This window comes from Aeromonas encheleia (assembly GCF_900637545.1).
GTDB classification, from domain to species: domain Bacteria; phylum Pseudomonadota; class Gammaproteobacteria; order Enterobacterales; family Aeromonadaceae; genus Aeromonas; species Aeromonas encheleia.
Genome location: NZ_LR134376.1, coordinates 1,322,868 through 1,343,101, shown reverse-complemented (window position 1 = coordinate 1,343,101; position 20,234 = coordinate 1,322,868). Strand labels below are relative to the sequence as shown.

Here is a 20,234-nt window from a genome sequence, read left to right as displayed (position 1 = left end):
TAGAAATTGCGCTTCTTCCAGGCTGCGTAAGCTGCAACCTTATCGACTGCGACTCCCCCTCGCCGAACCTATAAATAGGGAGCATATGTTGTGGTTCACGTTAGCTTCTTCGTTATCAAGTGAGACCATAGTACGCGAGTCCTGACCAGAGGAGCTTGAACTGGTTCACAGTAGGCGCATCGCACACTGTATATCCATCAGGGTGAACGTCGGCACATGTGCTCAGTTTTTATCCCATAAGCAATGTCCAACACGGAACCAAAACGTATTGCGTGACGGCCATCGCTATCAGATAGATGGGGGCATGTTGAGTGAGCTCACACCCAAGGGGCAGCAACAGGCCGACCTGTTTGCCTCGTCGCCCGCACAAGCGGATGCGTTGATGGCAGTGATGGACCAGATCAAAGCCAAGAGATTGGGGCGCGTAGGCTTTGCCAGTCAAAGCACGGGATCAGCCAAGTGGATGATGCGACAAGAGCACTTGAGCTCCTGTTACACCACCCGCTGGGAGGACCTGCCGCTGGCGAGGTAGCGACCGCCTGCAGGTTCGCCTGATAGGCAAATTTTGGACGGGGAATTTTTTTCCAATCGAGGAACTGATAAAACAGAGAGCGCCGACTTTCGCAAGAGGCAGTTACCTTTTGAGAAAGGTAAGAGTTAAAATTTCCTATACTGCCAGCTAACCACATATGGTCATTCCAGCCCAGATAACACTATGTTACTGCAGATGTTCTGATGTTAGGCATACGCTTAGGCATATTAAATTTTTCTGAATTGGAATTTTTTCTATTAAATCAAACGAATAAACTCTTAGTTCAACATCCCCCAGCCCACCAAACAATGTTCCGGCCGGGAACGAAGAAGTACAGAAACCCGCACAGCGTAAGGCTTTGCGGGTTTTTTGTTGTCCGTAAAAGTCCGAGGGAGTCGCCAGAAGCCAGCTCATTTAGTACCATTATGAGTACCACAAGGGCTGTGGTACTAAATTCAGTGGTACTAAGAGGCAATATGTGTAGCCCGCCGCGAAAAATGAAAAACCATTCCGGGTAAAACGATAAACAGAGCTCAGGCCACATTTATCAAACTTGGCGAATTCAGAATCACCGAGTTTGAAAAACGTTTAACAGGGGGTTAAACCTCGATTTCATAGGTGGGCAGGTCCGGTGCAGAGCCCACTATCGCCCCCGCCTGGTAAAAGGCCTTCTGGCCAATGGCCACCCCTCCCCCTCGCACCACCACGCCACCGCCCAACGCCTCCAACGTGCTGCTAGTGCCAGTCGTCGCCGTGACGGTACCGACCAGCAGTGGGTCGGCGCCGGGCACCAGCTCCATGAATCGCTTAAACAGGTTCATACAAAACGCTCCACGCTCAGTTGCTGGCGTACCGTCATGGCCCTGTTCTGCAGCGCAGCAGAGACCCTGACGCCCCGGTTATAGCCCTTCCAGCCATCCACCGCGAGCAGTGCCCCCGGCAGGATGAGACCCGTATCTGCCGACAGTGGCAGCTCGATGGTCTGGGTGCGCCTCGGCAGGGTCTTGGCCAGGGCCACCACGCCCTGGGCTCGGGCCGCCAACACATCGCACACCAGCGGGTGGGTGATGGTCGGCGCCTGCCGCTCGCCCGCCGTACCCTGCCGCAGCACCCGCGCACTGATGCCCTGATGGCCACCGCTGACCCATATCCCGTTGGCTGCCTGCCCCGGTTGGAAGTCACTGCCCAGCGTCGTGATGATGGCGCGGGGGATGGCCACATCGGCCAGGGAGGTATCGAACTGCCAGGGCACGGTCGGATACCGTGATCCGCTCGGTCATATCAACGACTAGAGCGCGAATGCTGCCCTTAAGCGACTGGGCTACGGCGAGCGACTTGTGGCCCACGGCTTGCGCTCGCTAGGCAGTATCCTTCTGACTTTTCAAATAGTCCGATTCTTGGGGTATGTTCACCTGTTCTTGTGGGCTTGTGGAGGCAAGGAACTTTACAAACCATTGGTTACCCACCTTGGGATCCAGATCCCCCTTGCTGCTGACTCGCTGATGATGGCCATTCAGAACAACATCGTGGCCGCTCACCTGGAAAACGCCGGGGAGCAGCAGGAGCAGGCCTATGCCTTGCTGATGCTGCGGCACATGGTGGTGAACGGTGATGATCACTCCCCAGCCCATGAGCTGCGAGGCCACCATGAGCGCCGGCACCACATCGATACTCAATCACCTAAACGGCGAAATGGGTACTCCGCCTGTGAGTACCCTTGGTAGGACAGCCAAGAGTCATGACGAAACCAGCGAATCCCAAGCACCAGCCAGCAGACACCAAGAGGCACCCAGTGCGGCACCCTTTTATCTGATTCCCCCATGCGTAGGACTTTTTGAAAAGTCTCTCTACCTTGCCTACCTAAGGCTCTCAAAGCCTTGCTGTATAAGGAATACAGAGAGGTAGACAGTAATTATTTACTCTCTACTCACTGTCTACCCTCTCAACCTCTTTTCATTCTTTCATCTTTGTTTGACGCTTGTTCCATCAATGCTTGCTCTACTCCAGTCGATGTGAGCCGCTTGGTGTAACTCGGTCAGCAAGGCTTCATGAAGGCGTCGCCAGCATGTCATGCCGCCTATGTTGGGGTTGGCATCATTCGAATCAACTCGGTTTTGTTAGCGGCTCTAAACAACCTGACAATGCCGGACGACGGTGGCAACTGAGTGTGCAATCCGGATATGGCACAGGGCGGGGCAGCCCATACCGGAGGTTGCTACACTGGCTAGAGAGATTCGTATGGACACACAAACAAGGATATGGACGATGAGAGAGACTCCCTGCGCCCTCGCGGCACGGCTGCCCCCCAAAAAACCCAGCCCGGGGCATCTGCGCGCCGATCTGGATACCTGGCGGCAGCAGTTTTTTCGGGCGCTGCCCGACGCACGGTGCCTCGAGACCCTGTTCGATCGGGCCCCGGACATTGTCTTCTCCATCAAGGACAGGGCTGGCCGCTATGTGAGCATCAGCGAGTCCTGTACTGAGCGCTGTGGCCTGGCGAGCCGGCATGACGCCATCGGCAAGACGGCCCACGAGATCTTCCCGCCCCACATGGCCGTGCGCTACCAGGCCCAGGACCTGCGTCTGTTCGACACCGGTGAGCCCGTAGTGGACAATCTCGATCTGACCCTGTTTAACGACCGCAGCCCCGGCTGGTGCCTGACCAACAAGGAGCCGCTGCGCGACGCCGGTGGCGCCATCATAGGCCTGGTATGCATGTCACGCGATCTGCACGAGCCGAGCCGGGCCGGATTCATCGACGCTCGCTTCGTCGAGGCGGTCGATCACATCCTGACCCATTATCCCGCCCCCTTGCGCATTGAATCGCTGGCACGACGGGCCGGAGTATCAGTCGCCCAGTTTGAGCGGCGCATGAAGCGAATCTTCCAGCTCTCCGCCGGCCAGTTCATCACCAAGACTCGCATCGACATCGCGATCAACTGGCTAAAGGGCAGCGATATAGCCATCGCTGACATCGCATTGCGGTGCGGCTTTTGCGATCAGAGCGCCCTGTCGCGGCAGTTTCGTGCCCTGACAGGCCTGTCTCCACGCCAGTACCGGCAGTTGCTGCGCCGGGGGAATTGACGCGCCGCCGGTGCGGCGCGTCGTACCCACCTATTGAGCCAACCCCACACTGAGGCTCAGATCCCGGTAGGGTGCACCGGCGTCCACCGCTATGTGGTAGTAGGCGCCGCCCTCGGGTGCCTGGATGGTGACTGTCTCGTCGTTGCCGCCATTGGCCGAGCCCTGATCGTAGCTGTCCCGGTTCGGCCAGCCCCGGTGCATGACATAGAGGTTGGCATCGCCACTGCCACCTCGGGTCTGCACCGTCAGCAGTGTCGTCCCCTGGGGCACGAAGACGTAGAAGTAGCGGATGTCGTCCGCAGCGATACCGGTGCGGGCACAGGTCGCGTCGATGAGCTGATCGTCGGGATAGCCGCAGTCCGGCTCGGGCGGCTGGCCGGCCGTGGTGGCCGTCTGCACCCAGGCGGCGAAGTCGTCGTCATAGGTCAGATCCTGCATGGTCGACCAGTAGCCGTCATAGTCGTCGGCGCGAAATCTGGTCACGGTATCGTCCACCCTGTCCCTGTGGTGTTCGAACATGTAGCGCACCGCCATATAGCCCCAGCGGTAGGCGCGGGTCCCATAGTCGTTCATGTCATAGGTGTTGCCGAAGATGGTCGACAGGGGATAGGTGCCGGCCTGGGCCGCCTCGATCGCCTTGGCGTTGTCGTTGCCAAGGGACAGATACTCGGCCAGACCTTCTATCCACCAGACGGTGGGCTGGCTGATGGCACGGGCGAAGTCGCCGGCCATGTTGAAACGGCCATCCAGATAGTGCACATACTCGTGCTCCAGATTCCACACCGAGAACAGGGGGCGCAGCCAGGAGGCCTCGTGGGAGATGAAACGTGCCTGGTTGCCGGGTTGGTCGGGATCACCTTCCAGATACATGCCGCCGTTGTCGGTGGCGATGCCGTAGATGAGGCCAGCGTAGCGGCTGTAGTTGGCGTAGTCGTCGAACACCACCACCTCCAGCGCGTCGTTGACGTCGCCCGGCAGTGGCCGGTTCTGGGTCTTCAGCATGCGGTGGAAGTATTGCTCCTCGTTGGCCAAGGCTGTGCAGCTCTCGGTCAGTTGCTGCTCTGTCATATCCTGGGCTCGGATGCGCAGTGTCGACCCGCACTCGTGGCGGATCGGCAGCACGACGTCGGCCAGCCGCTGCTCGAAGTCACAGGTGCCGTACTCGGCGCAATGGGCATTGTCATAGTATTTCACGGCACTGGCGGCCGCTAACCAGAGATCGGCGCCGGGACCATCCAGACTGCTCTTTGCCAGGATCTGCTCGATCCTGGCCCGCGATGCGGCGAAGTGGGCCGGATACTGCATGTAGCGCAGGGCCTCGTTCAGGCTGTCGGTGAGCTGGTAGGCGTAGCTGGTGCCGAGCAGGGCGGCCTGGTTGCCCTGCACGAAGGCGAACAGGGCCTCGGCGTAGCTGCCGTCTCGCTCGGCCAGGGCGCGCCCCTCAGCGCGGTAGTGGGACATGAACAGGACGGTCAGCAGGCCGGTGTAACCCGACCCCACCTCCCAGTGCTTGAGGGCATCGGCGGCATCCGGCTGTCCGTCTCGATTGGTGACACGGGCGATGAGGGGTTTGAGACGCGGCAGGTAATAGGCCTCATCATGGAGATTGGTCATCAGGGTGAAGCTCTCCCCGATCGTGCTGCCCGCGTCCGGATTGGGGATGAACAGGGCCGGGTTGTCCAGCAGTCGATCGAGGCCGACCCGGATCGCGTCGCGCACCGTGAGCGGTGGCTCCGGGTAGAGATCGCGGGCGATGGCGTTGTAATAGCCGGCGCGCAGATAGAGCACCAGATTGGCGAGGCCACGGCCGCTGCCCTGATAGTCGGCGGCGCGCGCCTGCAACCGTCCGGCCACCGCCAGCAGGTTGGCTGTGTCATAGATGCGGACGCCGTCGTCCGCCGTCAGAGAGAAGAGGCCATAGGTACACGACACCTCGGGCAGACCCTCCAGGTAGTCGGCCAGCGCCGCACCGGATTTGTCGAGGAAGCCGGCCGGATCGCGACAATCGCCCCCCTCGGCCATCAGGCTCTGGGCCTGGACCTGGGTCTGGGCCTGGGCGCGCCAGTCGGGCTCTCGATCGCGCCGGACGTGGGGATCTTGCGCCAGCTCTAGGGCGGCGGGCGGCGGCAGCAGGCGGTGCAGCCGCGGCGCTGGCAGGGTAGTGATGGACTGGCCGTGCTCGGCGCCGGCCAGATCTGCCGGCACCATGGCGGGCGAGGGCAGGGAGACGGGGGCCTCGGCGGCGGCCAGGGCGGTGGCCCAGCCAGCCAACAACAGACACGCCAGGGGTTTTAGTGCAAGCATAGGACTCTCCATGGTTGGGGTAGATGCCCGTGCCGGTGTAGTCACGCCGCTGGCGCCTCCCTGCGCCGGTCCGGGACATCTAATGTCGCAGAGAGTCCCCCCGAGCGTATTGGCATATCCCTGCGCCTTGACGGCGCTATTTGCCAAAAATGCGGCATTGTCAGGTTGTTTAGCCCAGGTCGAGTGATGGAGAGGAATGGAAAATCAAGCAACGAGGTCACTCGCATAATTCCCCCACAGGCTGAAAGCATCAGCTCTGGCGTGGCGGTATGAAACGGCCGAGAGTGTGTGGCGATGAGGGCGAAAAGGGGGGGATTAACCTTTCTAGGTAAAGCGACAAACAGAGCTCAGGCCACATTTATCAAATGTGGCGGATCAAGAACCACCGAGTTTGATAGACATCAAACAGGGGGTTAAACCTCGATTTCATAAGTGGTTGCGGCGCCATTCCCTGGTCATCGATGGTGTTCATCAGGTGGCTCATTACCTACGCCGGCCAGTGTCGTAGTTCCCCCGACACTGTCCGCGAGGCCATGATATCTCGGCCACGGTTTGAGGAGCGACTCGTAGACAACTCCCAGCGTGGATGGTGCTCCCTAGGCCGAAGTTGCTGGTCGCACCAATAGCTGTCACTCCTCCCCATTCCAAAGCCCATTCACCCCATCGAACTTTCGTGTTGGCCACACACGCTGCACTCAACTTCGCGAGTTGGCCCGATGGCAACGGTGGCCTCTGTTCCCTTGATGATGCACTTGCCTCCTCTCGTCATTTCACTTTCGATCTGCCTCACCATGCTATCGTTAACATGGTGAATTGAAATGGAATTTCATGATGAGCAATGGAACACGGCACGGCCGAATGGCCACGACGTTGGCCGCGTTGGGCGTGGTTTACGGTGACATAGGCACCAGTCCGCTCTACGCCTTGAAGCAGAGTTTTGCCGGGCATATGGGGTTGCAGCCAGGCAAAGAGGAGATCTACTCGATAGTGTCTCTCTTCTTCTGGACCATCATGATTGTCGTTTCGCTCAAATACGTGCTGCTGGTACTGCGGGCCGACAACAAGGGCGAGGGAGGCATACTGACGCTGGCCTCCCTCGCCGCTCGTCGCCTCTCTTCACGCACCCGTGCGGTGGTGATGTTGTTGGGACTGGCCGGGGTGGGGTTGTTCGTCGGGGATGCGGTGATCACCCCGGCTATTTCCGTGCTCTCCGCCGTGGAGGGGTTACAGATAGTGGCCCCGAACCTGGCTCCCTTTGTCTTCCCTATCGTGCTGGTGGTGCTGATCGTGCTGTTTGGTGTCCAGCATTATGGAACGGCCGGGATTGGCCGTTGGTTTGGCCCCATCATGCTGATCTGGTTCGCTACCCTGGCGCTGCTCGGCCTGCTCGAAATAGCGCAGACCCCCGCCATCCTGAGGGCCATCAACCCGCTCTATGCGGTTGACTTCCTGCTGACGAATCCGGGGACAGCCTTTGTTGTGCTGGGTGCGGTCGTGTTGTGCGTGACGGGCGCCGAGGCGCTTTATGCCGACATGGGGCACTTTGGGCGCGGGGCGATCCAGCTGGCGTGGGGTAGCCTGGTGATGCCGGCCCTGTTGCTCAACTATTTCGGTCAGGGTGCGTTATTGCTGCGTCATCCCGAGGCCATTGAGAACCCTTTCTATCTGCTGGCCCCTTCCTGGATGACCTTGCCACTGATTGTACTGGCCACCATGGCGACCGTTATTGCCTCTCAGGCGGTCATCTCCGGTCTCTATTCCGTGGTACGGCAGGCTATCTTGCTCGGATTTCTGCCACGCCAGGAGATCCGCTACACCTCTGCGCACGAGAAGGGCCAGATCTATCTACCCTTGGTCAACTGGCTGCTGTTGGGGGGGATAGTGCTGGTGATCTTCTGGTTCAAGAGTTCAAGCAATCTGGCTGCCGCTTATGGCATCGCCGTGACCGGCACCATGGTCATCACCACGCTGTTGCTGATGGTTGTGGCGCTCCATCGCTGGAAACAACCCCTCTGGCTCATCGGTTTGGTGGGCACGCCGCTACTGCTGCTGGATCTGGCCTTTTTCGCAGCCAACACCACTAAATTCTTCTCTGGTGGCTGGTTGCCCGTGTTGTTTGCCTTGCTGACCATAGTGGTGATGACCACCTGGAAGCGTGGGCGCGAACTGGTGCTCGACAAGCTCGAGAACAAGTCGCTGGCACTGCAGCCTTTCGTCGATGATATGCAGCTTCACCCTCCCCTGCGGGTGCCGGGTACTGCGGTATTTCTTTCCAAGTCGATCAAGGTTGCCCCCCATGCCATTTTGCATAACCTAAAACACAACAAGGTGTTGCATGAACGGGTGATCTTCCTGACCGTAAGGGTAAAGGATGAGCCCTGGTTGCCCATGGAGGAACGACTGGAGTTGACCCAGATAGGAGCAGGGTTCTGGCAGGTGGTGGCCAACTTTGGTTACCAGGAGACCCCGTCAATGGCGGAAATATTCCAGGCTTGCGCCGAGCATAAACTGATAGTGAAACTCAACAACACCTCCTTCTTTCTCTCCTACGAGTACTTCATCAGCACCGATTTACCGGGTATGGTGCGCTGGCGTGAAGGGCTGTTTATCTGGATGAATCGCAACTCCTCCCGGGCAACCGATTTCTTCCAGATCCCAGCCAACAGGGTGGTGGAACTTGGCATGCAGCTTGAGCTGTAGATGCGTGTTCAGCAGCATTCGCCCATGCAAGAGGGGCATGACCTCATACCCCGTACCAGCTGCACATTACATGGCGCCATTGGCCGCATGGCTATTAGCCGGTGCGGTTGAGATTGAGATTTTGAGAACCACGGCAGTCATTCAGATCACTCTAACCATCAAGAAAAACCAAGACTTGGTCGGCCACACTCGGACCCCTCTCACTGGGTTCTGTAACACCCGTTTGGGTTCACTCCCGATAACATGACGCCGCTGAGCAGACTCGATCCTGAGGATGGGTTAGAGAGTCGGGTGGCGCTGACCCTCTGGTGACCACGCGGCCGGCCAAGGCTTTGTGGATACTCAAGCGGGAGCGTACGGCTCGCTGTACAGGGCGTACACTCGATGAGGCTGATACAGACCTGTTTGATTACATTGAATGCTTTCACAACCCAGGAATGCGTCGTAGAGTTGCAAGTCAGGCTCAATTGTTAACAATTTTATTACAGCCGTCCGTGGCAACAGGGTAGCCACCCTGCATCGGTGACCACCGTCAAGAAAGGATGCTTTATGAATCGATTGCCCCATCGCCAGTCCCTCTTTGCTCTGACCCTGGTCACCACGCTCACGACCACGGCCTTGTGGGCCACGCCTGGCTACGCCGCCGAAGCCGCCACCGCCGGGCCTGTGACCGGGCCCGTGGCTGATACCAAGGTGACCGAGGCCTACGTGCGGATGATGGCCCACGAGGCGTACTTCTGGGGCTGGCCAATGGCCAATATCTTCAATCGGCGCCAGGCCTTCAAAGACCTGCCCGAGCCTGGCTTGATGGGCGGTATAGTCCCAGTGGCCCCGATCAATCAGCTATCCCTGCTCAGTGACTACATAGATCCGGCCGAACGGCTGGTGGCCTGCCCGAACCAGGATGTGGTGTACGGCGCCGGCAGCATCGCCCTGGACCTCGAGCCTGTGGTGCTGCAAGTGCCGGATTTCGGCAGCCGCTTCTGGGTGTATCAAGTGGTGGACCTGCGCTCCGACAGCTTCGCCGAACTCGGCAAGATGTATGACACCAAACCGGGCTTCTACCTGCTGGTGGGCCCGGACTGGCAAGGCAAGGTGCCGGCCGGCATCACCAAGGTGTTCCGCGCGCGCACCAACACAGGTTTCGTGATCCCCCGGGTGTTCCAGGACGACTCCGACGCCGATCGCAAGGCCATACAACCGGCGCTGGCCGGCATCGACATGTACCCGCTGTCCAAGTACGACGGCAAGGTCAAGAGCCGTGACTGGGCCAAGCTGCCGAAATTCCCGGCCCAGGCCGCCGCAGGCAACGGCGAAACCAAGTGGGTGATGCCGGAGAAGTTCTTCGACGAGCTGCCGGCCCTGCTCAAGGACGCCAAGCCCTTGCCCGGGGAGGAGGCCCGTTACGCACAGATGGCCGCCCTGGCAACCATCGCCAAGGCCGACCCCAGGCTCAAGGCGGCGATGATCGATGAGGCGAAGAGAGCCGACAGCGAGGTGATAGACCCCCTGCTGCAGTTCCGCAACTATGGCCTGCAGCTACCCCATCACTGGAGCACCATCAGCAACGGCGCGGCGTTCGGCACCGATTATTTCAGCCGTACCGCAGTGGCGCGTTCGAACATCTTCGTCAACCAGCAGAAAGAGACCAAGTACTTCTACCAGGATCTGGACAAGGCGGGCACCCGTCTCAATGGCCAGCACGGTTACAGCGTGACCTTCGCCAAGGGCAAGCTGCCCCCGGTGCAAGGCTTCTGGTCGCTGACGCTCTACAACGCACAGCATTTCTTCGCGCCCAATGATCTCAAGCGCTACTCCATCGGCACCAAGAACAAATCCCTGAAAGCCAATGCCGACGGCTCGCTGACGATCTATGTGCAGAGCACATCGCCGGGCAAGGACAAGGAGAGCAACTGGTTGCCTGCCCCCAAGGGCGCCGACTTCTCGCTCTACATTCGTGCCTACTGGCCCCAGGCCGAGGCGCTCGACGGTCAATGGACCCCGCCACCCGTGGTGAAAGCCAACTGATGAAAAGGACCTCAACCATGAACACCGTAGGGAAGACACTCATCGCGCTGGCCCTTGGCATCTCGGCCAGCGTCGCCGCCCAGGCCGCCACCCGCTATGAACAGCTGGCCAACCTGCCGTTCGCCGGGGGTTATCCCACCCAGGAAGGCGTGGCTCAGCTCAAGCACGAATTGCTGTTCCAGCGCGCCGTGCAGTCTTACATCTGGGCCCTGCCGGCACTGAACATGTACGCCATGAAGGAAGGCTCGGAGAACGCGTTCGGCGCCGGCTACAACGTGTTGCCTATCTGGAAGGACAGGCTCAACGCCAAGACGCTGGTGACCACCCCGAACTCCGACGTGATCTATGCCATGGGCTATCTGGATCTGAAGAAGGAGGGCCCCATGGTGATCGAGGTGCCGCCTGGATTGCAGGGCATCCTCGATGACTTCTTCCAGCGCCCGATCTGCTCGGAAGGCATGATTGAGGGTCGCCAATGGTGCGGCGATGTCGGCTTGCCCGGGCCGGACGGAGGCAAGGGCGCCCAGTATCTGGTGCTGCCGCCAGACTACGAGGGCGAGGTGCCCTCAGGCTACCTGACGTACCGTTCCCGCACCTACGGCGTGTTTGTGTTCTGGCGCGGCTTCTTCAAGGATCCGAAGCAGCTCGAGGGGCCGGTCAAGGTCATGGAGCAGACTCGCATCTACCCCCTCGGCAAGGCCGCCACGGCCAAGGCGATGGTGTTCCCGAACGCCTCTAACGTCCCGGTCAACATGCTCTACCCCACCGATGGCCGCGCGTTCGACATGCTGTCGCGCTTCATCGACCACGAATACGTCGACCCGCAGGACATGGAGATGCGCGGCATGCTCGCCGCGCTCGGCATCGTCAAGGGCAAGCCGTTCCAACCGGATACGGCCACCCGCGACCTGCTGGACAAGGCGGCGAAAACCGCCAGCAAGATCGGCCACGCCATTTCCTACACCCCGCAAACCATCGAGACCAATGGCACCTGGTACCCGGATCGCAAGTGGCTGAACGTGTTCCCCGGTAACGCCACCTTCACCGCCGACACCTTCAACTACATAGATCCGCGCACCGGCTTCTTCACCAATGCCTACTCGGCCAGTCCCGGCATGGCGGCGAACATGGAGAATGTCGGGGCCAAGTACCCGGCCACCTTCGTCGATGACAAGGGCGAGTTCCTCTCGGGCAGCAACAGCTACAGAGTCAATCTGCCCAAGGACATTCCGGCGGCGCTGTTCTGGTCGGTGACCGCGTATGACTCGATCACGGCCTCGGGCCTGGACAACGGCCAGCCATTCCCCTCCCTGAATGCCATGGACAAGCCACAGGTCAATGCCGACGGCTCGACCGATGTGTATTTCGGCCCGAACTCGCCGGGTGAGGGCAAGAACTGGATCCGCACCCTGCCCGGTAAAGGCTTCTTCGTGATCCTGCGGCTGTACGGCCCGACCAAGGCCTTCTTCGACAAGGCGTGGAAACCCAGCGACTTGCAGAAGCAGTAAGGCGGGAGACCCCGGAGCGAGGTGGGCGCGGGTGCGTTCACCTCGCCACCGGGTGATGGTTGGCATGATGCCACCTCGCGCCGCTAGCCTTGAGTCCAGGCTGTGGAAACCGTCAGATCGAAGGTAAATAAATGAAAAAGGCCACTTCGTGCGAAGTGGCCTTTTTTCTGCGAACCCGTGGCAGACGCTGTGGCGACTAATCGTCGGCTGACAACACCAGCCGGCGCCAGGGCCCGGTGATGTCGCAGTCGCCCGTCTCGTCCGTATTCTGCCAGCCGAGGCGGTGATAAAACGCCAGCGCCGTGGTGTTGCGGCTGGCCACTTTGAGGGACGCCGGCTTGGCATGCCCGGCCAACCCCTGCGCCAGCAAGGCGCGCCCCAGGCCCTGCCCGTGCCAGTCGGCCACCACGTAGAGGTGATGCACGAAGCTCTCTTCGCCCCAGATGGAGATGAAGCCGCAGGGGGCCCCCCCTTGCTCGGCCACCCAGATCTGCTCACCCCGGGTCTGCTCGGCAAAGTCACTCAGCAGGAACAGGGAGGGCTCGACCCAGTGAAAGGCCTGGCGCCGCCCCTTGAGGAACAGCTGTGCCAGCAGGGGGGCATCCGTGTCTCGCATCATTCTGATCATGAAGGCTTCCTTAATTTCCTTGAACACTGATGCCCACTCTCGATGGATCTCGTCGCCATGTCAAATGGCGGAAGTGGACCCAGTCGAAGATAGATGGTGTGATGCAGGGCTGCCTATTTTATCGCCTGAGGGGCTATACTGCCTGAGTTCCATCCATGACTGATTTGAGGTTTACCGACTTATGGATAACAAGCAGATTGAAGGCAGCATCCTGGTGCCGGCTCACATCGACGACGTCTGGCGGGCCTGGACGACCGAGAGTGGCCTGCGCAGTTTCCTGGCCCCGGAATGCCTGATGGTCCCGGAACCGAATGGCCCGTTCGAGATCTATTTCAGACCGGATGCGCCCCTGGGCGAGCGTGGCAGCGAAGGCTGCCGGGTAATGGCGGTGATGCCCCATGATCTGCTCAGCTTCAGCTGGAATTTTCCTTCCCAGTTTCCCCATATCCGCCAACAGAAGACCCTGGTCAGCCTGCGCTTCGTGCCGGAGGGTCAGGGCACCCGGCTCCATTTTTTGCAGACCGGCTGGGCCAATGATCCGGACTGGGATCTGGGCTATGACTATTTCAGGGAGGAGTGGCTGGAGATCAACCTGCCCAGGCTGCAATACCGCTTCACCCACGGCCCTATCGACTGGAACTGCCCGCCCAACAAGCAGCAGCTGAAATCCCTGGCCCAGTGAACCGGCGTCAGGCTCCCTCCATCAATATGAAAAAGGACCCTCTGCGGGTCCTTTTTCAGGTCGAATACACAGGCTACTCCACCGGCTCCTCATCGAACAGGGGGTGATAGAGCACCTCGCCCTCCATGCCGGCGAGGCCGCCTGGCTGCAGCTCCATCGCCATGAAGCAGTCGGCGGGCACCTCGTAGATGCAGCGCAGGCCGAAGTCGCTGGCCGGCCGGAAACCGAAACGGCCGTAATAGGTCGGATCGCCGAGCACCACCACCGCCTTCCAGTCCATCTCGAGCGCCGTATCGAGCCCCTCTCGCACCAGATCCGAACCTATGCCCTGTCCCTGCCAGTCCGGGTGCACGGCAACCGGCGCCAGCCCGAGCCAGGGACCTTCCTGACCGTTAATGGTGATCGGGCTCAACATCAGGTGCCCCATGAACTCATACTCTTCCTCTTCGACCATGGTCACCACGGCCGCGCCACACTCGCGCAGGCGATTGACCAGTTCGGCCTCGTCGCTACGGCCAAAGGCGGCGCTCACCAGCTCATAGACCGGCAACATATCACCGGGGCGCTCGGTTCTCAGCATACAGCGTTACTCCTCGTACGGCAGGACGCCCATTATTTCACAGAAGCGGCGGCCACTTTGAATGGCTTTGTCTGAAAATGGGAGGACGGACTCAGGAAAACGATTGGCGAGGGGGCCGAACGGTGCAAAACCGCCGCTCCCGCATCATATGGGGAGGCTCCCGTTCCCACCGATCTGCGCGCGGATCAGCCGATGCAGATAGGCGAGCCCCAGCTCCCCCCGATCCTTGAGCAGCACCCCACCCAGATGGGAGCCTGGCGCCAGCTGGTCCCCCTCCAGCCAGGAGAGAGGGTGACGGCGGGCCACCAGCTCAATGCCATCCTGCCACAGAGGCTCGTCGCCCGCGCGCGGGTCATTCGTGAAGAGGGCCAGCTCCAGCGCGCCGCCCGCTTCCCCCCTGGCCCAGGCACCGTGCAGTATGGCCACAACCACGCGCCTGTCCGCAAGCCAGGGCGCCAATCTCGCCCGGATGTCGTCGGGCAACCGGGGGGCGCGATCCAGCCGCCAGTGACTCAGCTCGCCGGGGTAGCGATCAGTCCCCGGCCGTAGCCCGCAATAGTGCATGCCGAGCTTGGCCATCACCCGGCCCGAGGCCAGGTTGTCCGGCATGTGGCGGGCGGTCAGGGCCGGCAGGTGCCGCTGCTCGAAGGCAAAGTCCCTGACCAGCCGCGCCGCCCGGGTGGCCAGCCCGCGGTTTTGCCAGGGCACGCCCACCCACCAGGCCAGCTCACCGTTCCAGTGCAGGGAGATCACCCCGAGCAGTGGGGCCGGCTCATCCGCTGGATCCAGCGTCAGGGCCCAGGTCCAGCCCATGCCGAGCGCCCCCTTGCGGTCACTCAGGGCGAGCCAGTCGCGGGCACTCTCCGCAGGATAGGGATGAGGGATATTGAGGGTGTAACGGGCGAGCGCCGCATCCGAGCAGTAGCGTACTATGTCGGCCTCATCCTCGGCCCGCAGTGGCCGCAGCGCCAGGCCAGGGGCCGACCCTGACTCGCGCAGCACTGGGATGCACAGCCGCCGCGCGAGCAGCCGCTGCAGCACATCGGCCAGCTCGTCATCCGCGCTCAGTCGCAGATCCGCGCCGCTGGGCCCCAGGGTGAGCAGGCCGCTCTCCTTGGCCAGGGTCAGCAGGACGGAGGAGGCGCTGATCAGGATCTGGCGACTCGGGTCGGCATAGACGGCCGCCCCGTCCCCCTCCAGCCAGCTCGCGAGCAAGGCACTGGCCGTGAGGATGCCATCGGGCGGGCTGTCCGCCCAGGGCGCGGCCAGGCTCCAGGGCTGGCGCTCGGCCCGCTTGCCGAGCAGCAGCTGCCAGCGGTTTCCCCGTCGCTGCCACTCCTGCAATGGCGCCCGCCAGTGGGGTTGCCAGAGCTCCCCCTCGATCAACAACTCCATCCTGCCCCCATCCTCTCTCGAGCGACCCGGCGCACCGGCCTGATCCGAACCCAGCAGTATGCCCATCTCCGGCAGCCATGCCCAGCCCAGGCCCCCTTTTCGCTCATGCGATGCAACTCACTGATCATTCACTGTTAATCCATGTGTTTATCAGGGTTAAACGGCATACCCCATGAAAAAATGCCATATGTCCGGCTTGATGAACGTCACATTAATGACCCCCCTCCCTTCCTATCATGCCCCCATCATGCACCCGCCAGCGCCGGTCATGACAGCCAACGCATAACAAGAGACAACACTATGCAGCAAACCAGTCCCCTCAAAACGGTGGTGGTCAGTACCCTGGCCACCGCCCTGCTGATCTTCGTGGCCCAATACCTGATAGGGAAACAAGAGATCAAGATCGGCATCGCCATCATTCCTATTCTGCCCATGCTGTTCGCCGTCATCATCGGCATGATCATCTCGGCCAAGCCCATCAAGGATCGCATCCCCGGCTGGAGGAAGCTCTTCACCGCCAGGGAAGAGGGCTTCTGCGGCAAGATGGTGGGCTTCAGCCTGCTGATCCTCGGCACCCAGTATGCCGGCATGATCATTCCCAACCTCAAGCTGATCCTGAGCGTCGGGGTGCCCCTCTTCCTGCAGGAGATCGGCAACCTGCTGCCCATCCTCATCGCCATCCCGCTGGCGGTGAAGTTCGGCTTCGGGCGCCGCGCCATCGGGGCCTGCTCCTCCATCAGCCGTGAGCCATCGGTCGCGGTGATCCAGGGCAAGTTCGGCACCGGCTCCCAGGAGTACATAGGCGTGCTCGCCATCTACCTGTGCGGCTCCATCATCGGCACCCTCTGGTTCAGCGTGCTCGGCAGCATAGCCCCGCTCACCGGTCTGCACCCGCTGGCCCTGGCCGCCGGCTCCGGGGTCGGCTCCGGCTCCATGCTGAGTGCCGCCTCCGGCGCCCTCATCAACGGCCTCGACGAGGCGATGGCCCAACAGGTGCTGAGCATAGCCGCCGCCTCCAACCTGCTCTCCTCCGCCCTCGGCGCCCTCTCCCTCACCTATCTGGGGCTGCCGCTTGCCGAGAAGATCTTCGCCATGTCCTCCAAAGGAGAAGCCCAATGAAAAGCATCGTGATGGATATGCGCTTCGTCTTCCTGGCGATCCTGCTGGCCATGTTTACCCAGACCCTGACCACTGGCCTGCCCCTGTACGAGATGGGTGACAGCTTCGTCGCCATGGCGCTGGTGGTGTTCGTCTCCCTGGTGGCCAAGCGCTACCTGCCCTCCTCCCTGCCGGCCTTTGCCTATGCCACCATCATCGGCATTCTCATCTGCCTGCCGGAAACCCCGGTGCGCGGCCTGTTCATCGACGCGGTGGCGAAGATCTCCTTCCTCTCCTGCTGCGTGCCGCTCTTGGCCTTCGCCGGCCTCTCCGTGGGCGGTCAGCTCGAAGAGCTCAAGAAGATGTCGTGGAAGGTGATCCTCATCTTCATGATCGTCTCCACCTGCTGTTTCTTCGGCGCCTCGCTGGTTGCCCAACTCGGCTTCTCCATTCAAGGGATCATCTGATGCACCACTACCACATCGAACCTGAGCTGCTTGCCCTGCGTGACTTCAGCCGCGAAGTGCGCCACCACCTGCACCGTATCCCGGAGTACTCGGGCGCCGAGTTCAAGACCTCGGCCTACTGCCGCGAGCTGATGAGCGAACTCGGCTACCGGATCACCGACTACCCAGGCTTCACCGGTTTCCACGGCGATCTCGCCGTCGACCCCAGCCTGCCCACCATCGCCTTTCGCGCCGACATGGACGGCCTGGAGATGCACGACATGAGTGAGGTGGCGTTCAAGTCCACTCACGAGGGGATGGCCCACAACTGCGGCCACGACTCCCATATGGCGATCGCGCTGACCACGGCGAAATTCCTGGCCCAGCACAGGGAGCGGCTGCAATACAACGTGCGCATCATCTTCCAGATGGCCGAGGAGGACATGCGGGTGCCAGGCGCCGAGAAGATGGTGGAGCTCGGCTGCATGAAGGGGGTGGACGAGATCTACGCGCTGCACAACGATGGTGCCATGGAGACTGGTACCATCAAGTTCAACCAGGGGGTCATGTCCTCCTGGGGCTCGGCCTGGACCCTGGAGGTGCACGGCATCTCCGCCCACGGCTCGACCCCCCACAAGGGGCTGGACGCCATCCGCGAGGCGGTGCGCATCATAGAAGACATGGACTACATAGTCGCCAAGCGCACCAGCCCGTTCAGCCCGGCGGTGTTTGGCTGCGGCATGATCAACGGCGGCACCATCCCCAATGCGGTCGCCGATCACGTGCAGGCCCGTGGCACCATCCGCGCCATGGATGCGGAGACCGACCAGATCCTGAAAAACAGCTTCAAGGACATCGTCGCCCAGAGCGAGCTGCGCGGCTTCAAGACCAGCATGGTCTATGCCGGCTATCCGGCGGTCGAGAACCATGCCCTGGCCTGCCAGCGCCTGCAACAGGCCGCCGCCAGCGTGCTGCCCGCCGAGGGCATCAACGGTCAGGGCCAGCCCATGACCGGCAGCGAGGACTTCAGCTACATGATCAACGCCACGCCGGATCGCAAGGGGGCCATGTTCTTCCTCGGCAGCGGCTGCCAGGCCAAGGGGATCTGCAACTATCTGCACGCCAATCCTTACTACCTGGACGATGACTGCCTGCTGATCGGGGCCCAGATCTTTGTCAATCTGGCGACCCGAAACACCTGACCATCGACAGCACGTGTCTGGCCAGGCCAGGGGGATCTGCAACTACCTGCATGCCAATCCCCCTACTACCTGGACGATGACTGCCTGCTGATCGGGGCCCAGATCTTTATCAATCTGGCGACCCGAAACGCCTGACCATCGACAGCACGCGTCTGGCCAGGCCAGGGGGATCTGCAACTACCTGCATGCCAATCCCCCTACTACCTGGACGATGATTGCCTGCTGATCGGGGCCCAGATTTTTGTCAATCTGGCCACCAAGGTAGCCTGAGTCATCTGGTAACCCAGCTGGCCTGAGTCACCCGACTGATGCAAAAAGAGAGGCCAATGGCCTCTCTTTTTTTATGGGTCAACCCCGGCTGTCACAACCAGGGCAGGGTCGCCATGTTGCCCGCCGGCGGCTGATTGATGAGCGACAGCTGCACCGTCTCGCGGCTCACGTGGGGGGCGTAGAGGTGGATGAAGTCGTACATGTAGTCGCGCAGGTGGGCATGTCTGCGCAGGCAGATGTGGGCCGTGCTGGAGGCGATCAGGTGATCGATGTTGAGGCTGACCAGGCTCTCCCTGTCCGCTTCGTCGAAAGCCGAGGTGGCGATCACCCCCACCCCCATGCCGAGCCGCACATAGTGCTTGATGATGTCGGTGTCGGTGGCCGTCAGCACGATGCGGGGGCTGAGGCCATGACGACCGAACGCCTTGTCCATCTTGGAGTTGCCGGTGAAGCCGAACACATAGGTGATGAGGGGATAGCGAGCCAAGTCCGCCATGGCGAGCGGCTGGCACTCGATAAGCGGGTGACCGTGCGGCACCACCACGCTGCGGCCCCAGCGATAGCAGGGCACGGTGGCCAGCTCGTCGAACAGGTGCATGGACTCGGTGGCAATGGCCATCTCCACGTCCCCGTTCTGCACCATCTGCGCCAGCTGGGCCGGGGCTCCCTGATGCAGATGGATGCTGACCTCGGGGTAGCGGCGGGAGAACTCGGTGATCACCGCCGGCAGCTTGTAACGCGCCATGGTGTGGGTGGTGGCGATGCGCAGCACGCCGCTGGTGGCCAGCTGCTCCCGCACCGACAGCTGGCCTATCTGATCGACCTGGGCCACCACCCCCTTGGCCAGCTCCATCACCTGCTCCCCCATCCGGGTCAGGCCTATCAGGTTCTTGCCCTTGCGGGTGAAGAGCGCCAGCCCCAGCTCGTCTTCCAGCATCTTCATCTGCTTGCTGAGGGTCGGCTGGGAGGTGTAGAGCTTCTCCGCCGTCGCCGAGATGTTGAAGTTGTTCTTCACTATCTCGGTGAAGTTCTTGAGCCGGGCTATGTTCATCAGGGCGCCAGCCGCTCTATATGCCAGCCAGCGCCTTCCCGGCTGTAGTAGAAGCGATCGTGCAGCCGGTGCGCACCACCCTGCCAGAATTCCACCGTATCGATGACCACCCGGTAGCCGCCCCAGAAGCTCGGCAGCGGCACCTCACCCTTGGCAAACTTCTGCTTCAACTCGAGAAACTTCGCCTCCAGCACGCCGCGGGCGGAGATCCGTGATGACTGCTGCGAGACCCAGGCCGCTATCTGGCTGTCCTTGGGACGGCTGTGGAAATACTTCATCACCTCTAGGGTGCCGAGCTTCTCCACCCGGCCGGTGACGTGCACCTGGCGGTCCAGGGTGTGCCAGGGGAAGTGCAGGCTGATGCGGGGGTTGCCTTCCAGCTGCGCCGCCTTGCGGCTGCCCATGTTGGTGTAGAACACCATGCCCTGGGCATCGTAGTGCTTGAGCAGCACGGTGCGCTGCCAGGGTTGCCCCTCGGCATCCACGGTCGCCACCACCATGGCGGTCGGGTCGGTCAGCTTGGCCTCGCACGCCTGAGCCAGCCACTTCTCGAACAACTCCAGCGGCAGGGCCGGCAGATCGGCCCGGTGCAATCCGCCCCTTGTGTATTCGCGGCGCAGATCGGCAACATCCATCATCTTGATTTTCCTTCTCTCTTTCCCGCCAAGGCGGCTATGAAGGCATTGTGCGACGAGCGGGCCATGGGTACAAGTCCGGCGGCGCGCA

18 protein-coding genes and 4 pseudogenes are annotated in these 20,234 nt (G+C 61.3%); 11 read left to right on the top strand and 11 right to left on the bottom strand.

Annotated elements, in window-relative coordinates; all coding sequences use genetic code 11:
- Positions 1–304: 304 nt before the first annotated feature.
- Positions 305–532 (top strand): DUF4113 domain-containing protein, encoded by a 228-nt coding sequence (locus EL255_RS06425; protein WP_048823097.1) that lies wholly within the window; start codon positions 305–307, stop codon positions 530–532.
- Between the two features lie 599 nt (positions 533–1,131).
- Here the strand turns inward: EL255_RS06425 and EL255_RS06420 are convergent.
- Together EL255_RS06420 and EL255_RS06415 are read right to left on the bottom strand one after the other, a co-directional pair.
- Positions 1,132–1,353 (bottom strand): hypothetical protein, encoded by a 222-nt coding sequence (locus tag EL255_RS06420; protein WP_042652560.1) that lies wholly within the window; start codon positions 1,351–1,353, stop codon positions 1,132–1,134.
- Positions 1,350–1,784 carry a hypothetical protein gene (locus tag EL255_RS06415; RefSeq protein WP_042652561.1) on the bottom strand — a complete coding sequence of 145 codons (435 nt, stop codon included), beginning with the start codon at positions 1,782–1,784 and terminating at the stop codon, positions 1,350–1,352. Before EL255_RS06415 ends, EL255_RS06420 begins: the two co-directional genes overlap by 4 nt.
- A gap of 4 nt (positions 1,785–1,788) precedes the next feature.
- Here EL255_RS06415 and EL255_RS21780 point away from each other — a divergent pair.
- Positions 1,789–1,917, top strand: a pseudogene (locus EL255_RS21780) (integrase); the annotation flags it as partial.
- Here EL255_RS21780 and EL255_RS21315 read toward each other — a convergent pair.
- Complete coding sequence (locus EL255_RS21315; protein ID WP_157013109.1) at positions 1,891–2,208, bottom strand: hypothetical protein; 318 nt, start codon at positions 2,206–2,208, stop codon at positions 1,891–1,893. The pseudogene EL255_RS21780 and the gene EL255_RS21315 sit on opposite strands and share 27 nt — an antisense overlap.
- Before the next feature lie 297 nt (positions 2,209–2,505).
- Positions 2,506–2,607: pseudogene (locus tag EL255_RS21775) on the bottom strand (IS5/IS1182 family transposase); the annotation flags it as partial.
- Positions 2,608–2,797: 190 nt separating this feature from the next.
- Between EL255_RS21775 and EL255_RS06410 the strand changes: the two are divergent.
- A complete protein-coding gene (locus EL255_RS06410; protein WP_084228295.1) occupies positions 2,798–3,616 on the top strand; it encodes an AraC family transcriptional regulator in 819 nt (272 codons plus the stop codon).
- A 30-nt stretch (positions 3,617–3,646) separates the two neighbouring features.
- On the opposite strand, the gene EL255_RS06405 is transcribed toward EL255_RS06410, so the two are convergent.
- Together EL255_RS06405 and EL255_RS21520 are read right to left on the bottom strand one after the other, a co-directional pair.
- Positions 3,647–5,920: a M9 family metallopeptidase gene (locus EL255_RS06405; RefSeq protein ID WP_170175995.1), complete on the bottom strand. Its 2,274-nt coding sequence runs from the start codon at positions 5,918–5,920 to the stop codon at positions 3,647–3,649.
- Positions 5,921–6,124: 204 nt separating this feature from the next.
- Positions 6,125–6,226 (bottom strand): annotated as a pseudogene (locus tag EL255_RS21520) (IS6 family transposase); the annotation flags it as partial.
- Positions 6,227–6,751: 525 nt separating this feature from the next.
- On the opposite strand from EL255_RS21520, the gene EL255_RS06395 reads away from it, so the two are divergent.
- The 4 genes and pseudogenes from EL255_RS06395 (at position 6,752) to EL255_RS06385 (ending at position 12,156) form a co-directional block, all read left to right on the top strand.
- Entirely contained in the window at positions 6,752–8,620 is a 1,869-nt protein-coding gene (locus EL255_RS06395; protein ID WP_042652840.1) for a potassium transporter Kup, read from the top strand.
- 307 nt (positions 8,621–8,927) lie between these two features.
- Positions 8,928–9,129, top strand: a pseudogene (locus EL255_RS21515) (IS3 family transposase); the annotation flags it as partial.
- A gap of 40 nt (positions 9,130–9,169) precedes the next feature.
- Complete coding sequence (locus EL255_RS06390; RefSeq protein ID WP_084228298.1) at positions 9,170–10,648, top strand: DUF1254 domain-containing protein; 1,479 nt, start codon at positions 9,170–9,172, stop codon at positions 10,646–10,648.
- Positions 10,649–10,665: 17 nt separating this feature from the next.
- Positions 10,666–12,156, top strand: a complete 1,491-nt coding sequence (locus tag EL255_RS06385; protein ID WP_042652563.1) for a DUF1254 domain-containing protein — start codon at positions 10,666–10,668, stop codon at positions 12,154–12,156.
- A gap of 196 nt (positions 12,157–12,352) precedes the next feature.
- Here EL255_RS06385 and EL255_RS06380 read toward each other — a convergent pair whose 3' ends face one another.
- A complete protein-coding gene (locus tag EL255_RS06380; RefSeq protein ID WP_042652564.1) occupies positions 12,353–12,784 on the bottom strand; it encodes a GNAT family N-acetyltransferase in 432 nt (143 codons plus the stop codon).
- A gap of 181 nt (positions 12,785–12,965) precedes the next feature.
- Here EL255_RS06380 and EL255_RS06375 point away from each other — a divergent pair, with 181 nt between their 5' ends.
- Positions 12,966–13,466 (top strand): SRPBCC family protein, encoded by a 501-nt coding sequence (locus EL255_RS06375; RefSeq protein WP_042652565.1) that lies wholly within the window; start codon positions 12,966–12,968, stop codon positions 13,464–13,466.
- Between the two features lie 73 nt (positions 13,467–13,539).
- On the opposite strand, the gene EL255_RS06370 is transcribed toward EL255_RS06375, so the two are convergent.
- Complete coding sequence (locus EL255_RS06370) at positions 13,540–14,046, bottom strand: GNAT family N-acetyltransferase (protein ID WP_042652566.1); 507 nt, start codon at positions 14,044–14,046, stop codon at positions 13,540–13,542.
- A 144-nt stretch (positions 14,047–14,190) separates the two neighbouring features.
- Positions 14,191–15,441, bottom strand: a complete 1,251-nt coding sequence (locus EL255_RS06365; protein ID WP_042652842.1) for a GNAT family N-acetyltransferase — start codon at positions 15,439–15,441, stop codon at positions 14,191–14,193.
- Positions 15,442–15,741: 300 nt separating this feature from the next.
- Between EL255_RS06365 and EL255_RS06360 the strand changes: the two genes are divergently transcribed.
- The 3 genes from EL255_RS06360 to EL255_RS06350 are packed head-to-tail and all read left to right on the top strand — an operon-like array spanning position 15,742 to position 18,187.
- On the top strand, positions 15,742–16,560 hold the full coding sequence (locus EL255_RS06360) for a DUF3100 domain-containing protein (protein WP_042652567.1): 819 nt from the start codon (positions 15,742–15,744) through the stop codon (positions 16,558–16,560).
- A complete protein-coding gene (locus EL255_RS06355; RefSeq protein WP_042652568.1) occupies positions 16,557–17,006 on the top strand; it encodes a hypothetical protein in 450 nt (149 codons plus the stop codon). Before EL255_RS06360 ends, EL255_RS06355 begins: the two co-directional genes overlap by 4 nt.
- Positions 17,006–18,187 carry a M20 metallopeptidase family protein gene (locus tag EL255_RS06350; protein WP_042652569.1) on the top strand — a complete coding sequence of 394 codons (1,182 nt, stop codon included), beginning with the start codon at positions 17,006–17,008 and terminating at the stop codon, positions 18,185–18,187. Before EL255_RS06355 ends, EL255_RS06350 begins: the two co-directional genes overlap by 1 nt.
- A 361-nt stretch (positions 18,188–18,548) precedes the next feature.
- On the opposite strand, the gene EL255_RS06345 is transcribed toward EL255_RS06350, so the two are convergent.
- Both EL255_RS06345 and pdxH read right to left on the bottom strand, forming a co-directional pair.
- Positions 18,549–19,508, bottom strand: coding sequence for a LysR substrate-binding domain-containing protein (locus EL255_RS06345; RefSeq protein ID WP_042652570.1), 960 nt, complete (start codon positions 19,506–19,508; stop codon positions 18,549–18,551).
- On the bottom strand, positions 19,508–20,146 hold the full coding sequence (pdxH, locus tag EL255_RS06340; RefSeq protein ID WP_042652571.1) for a pyridoxamine 5'-phosphate oxidase: 639 nt from the start codon (positions 20,144–20,146) through the stop codon (positions 19,508–19,510). The genes EL255_RS06345 and pdxH overlap by 1 nt, the downstream gene beginning before the upstream one ends.
- Positions 20,147–20,234 lie beyond the last annotated feature (88 nt).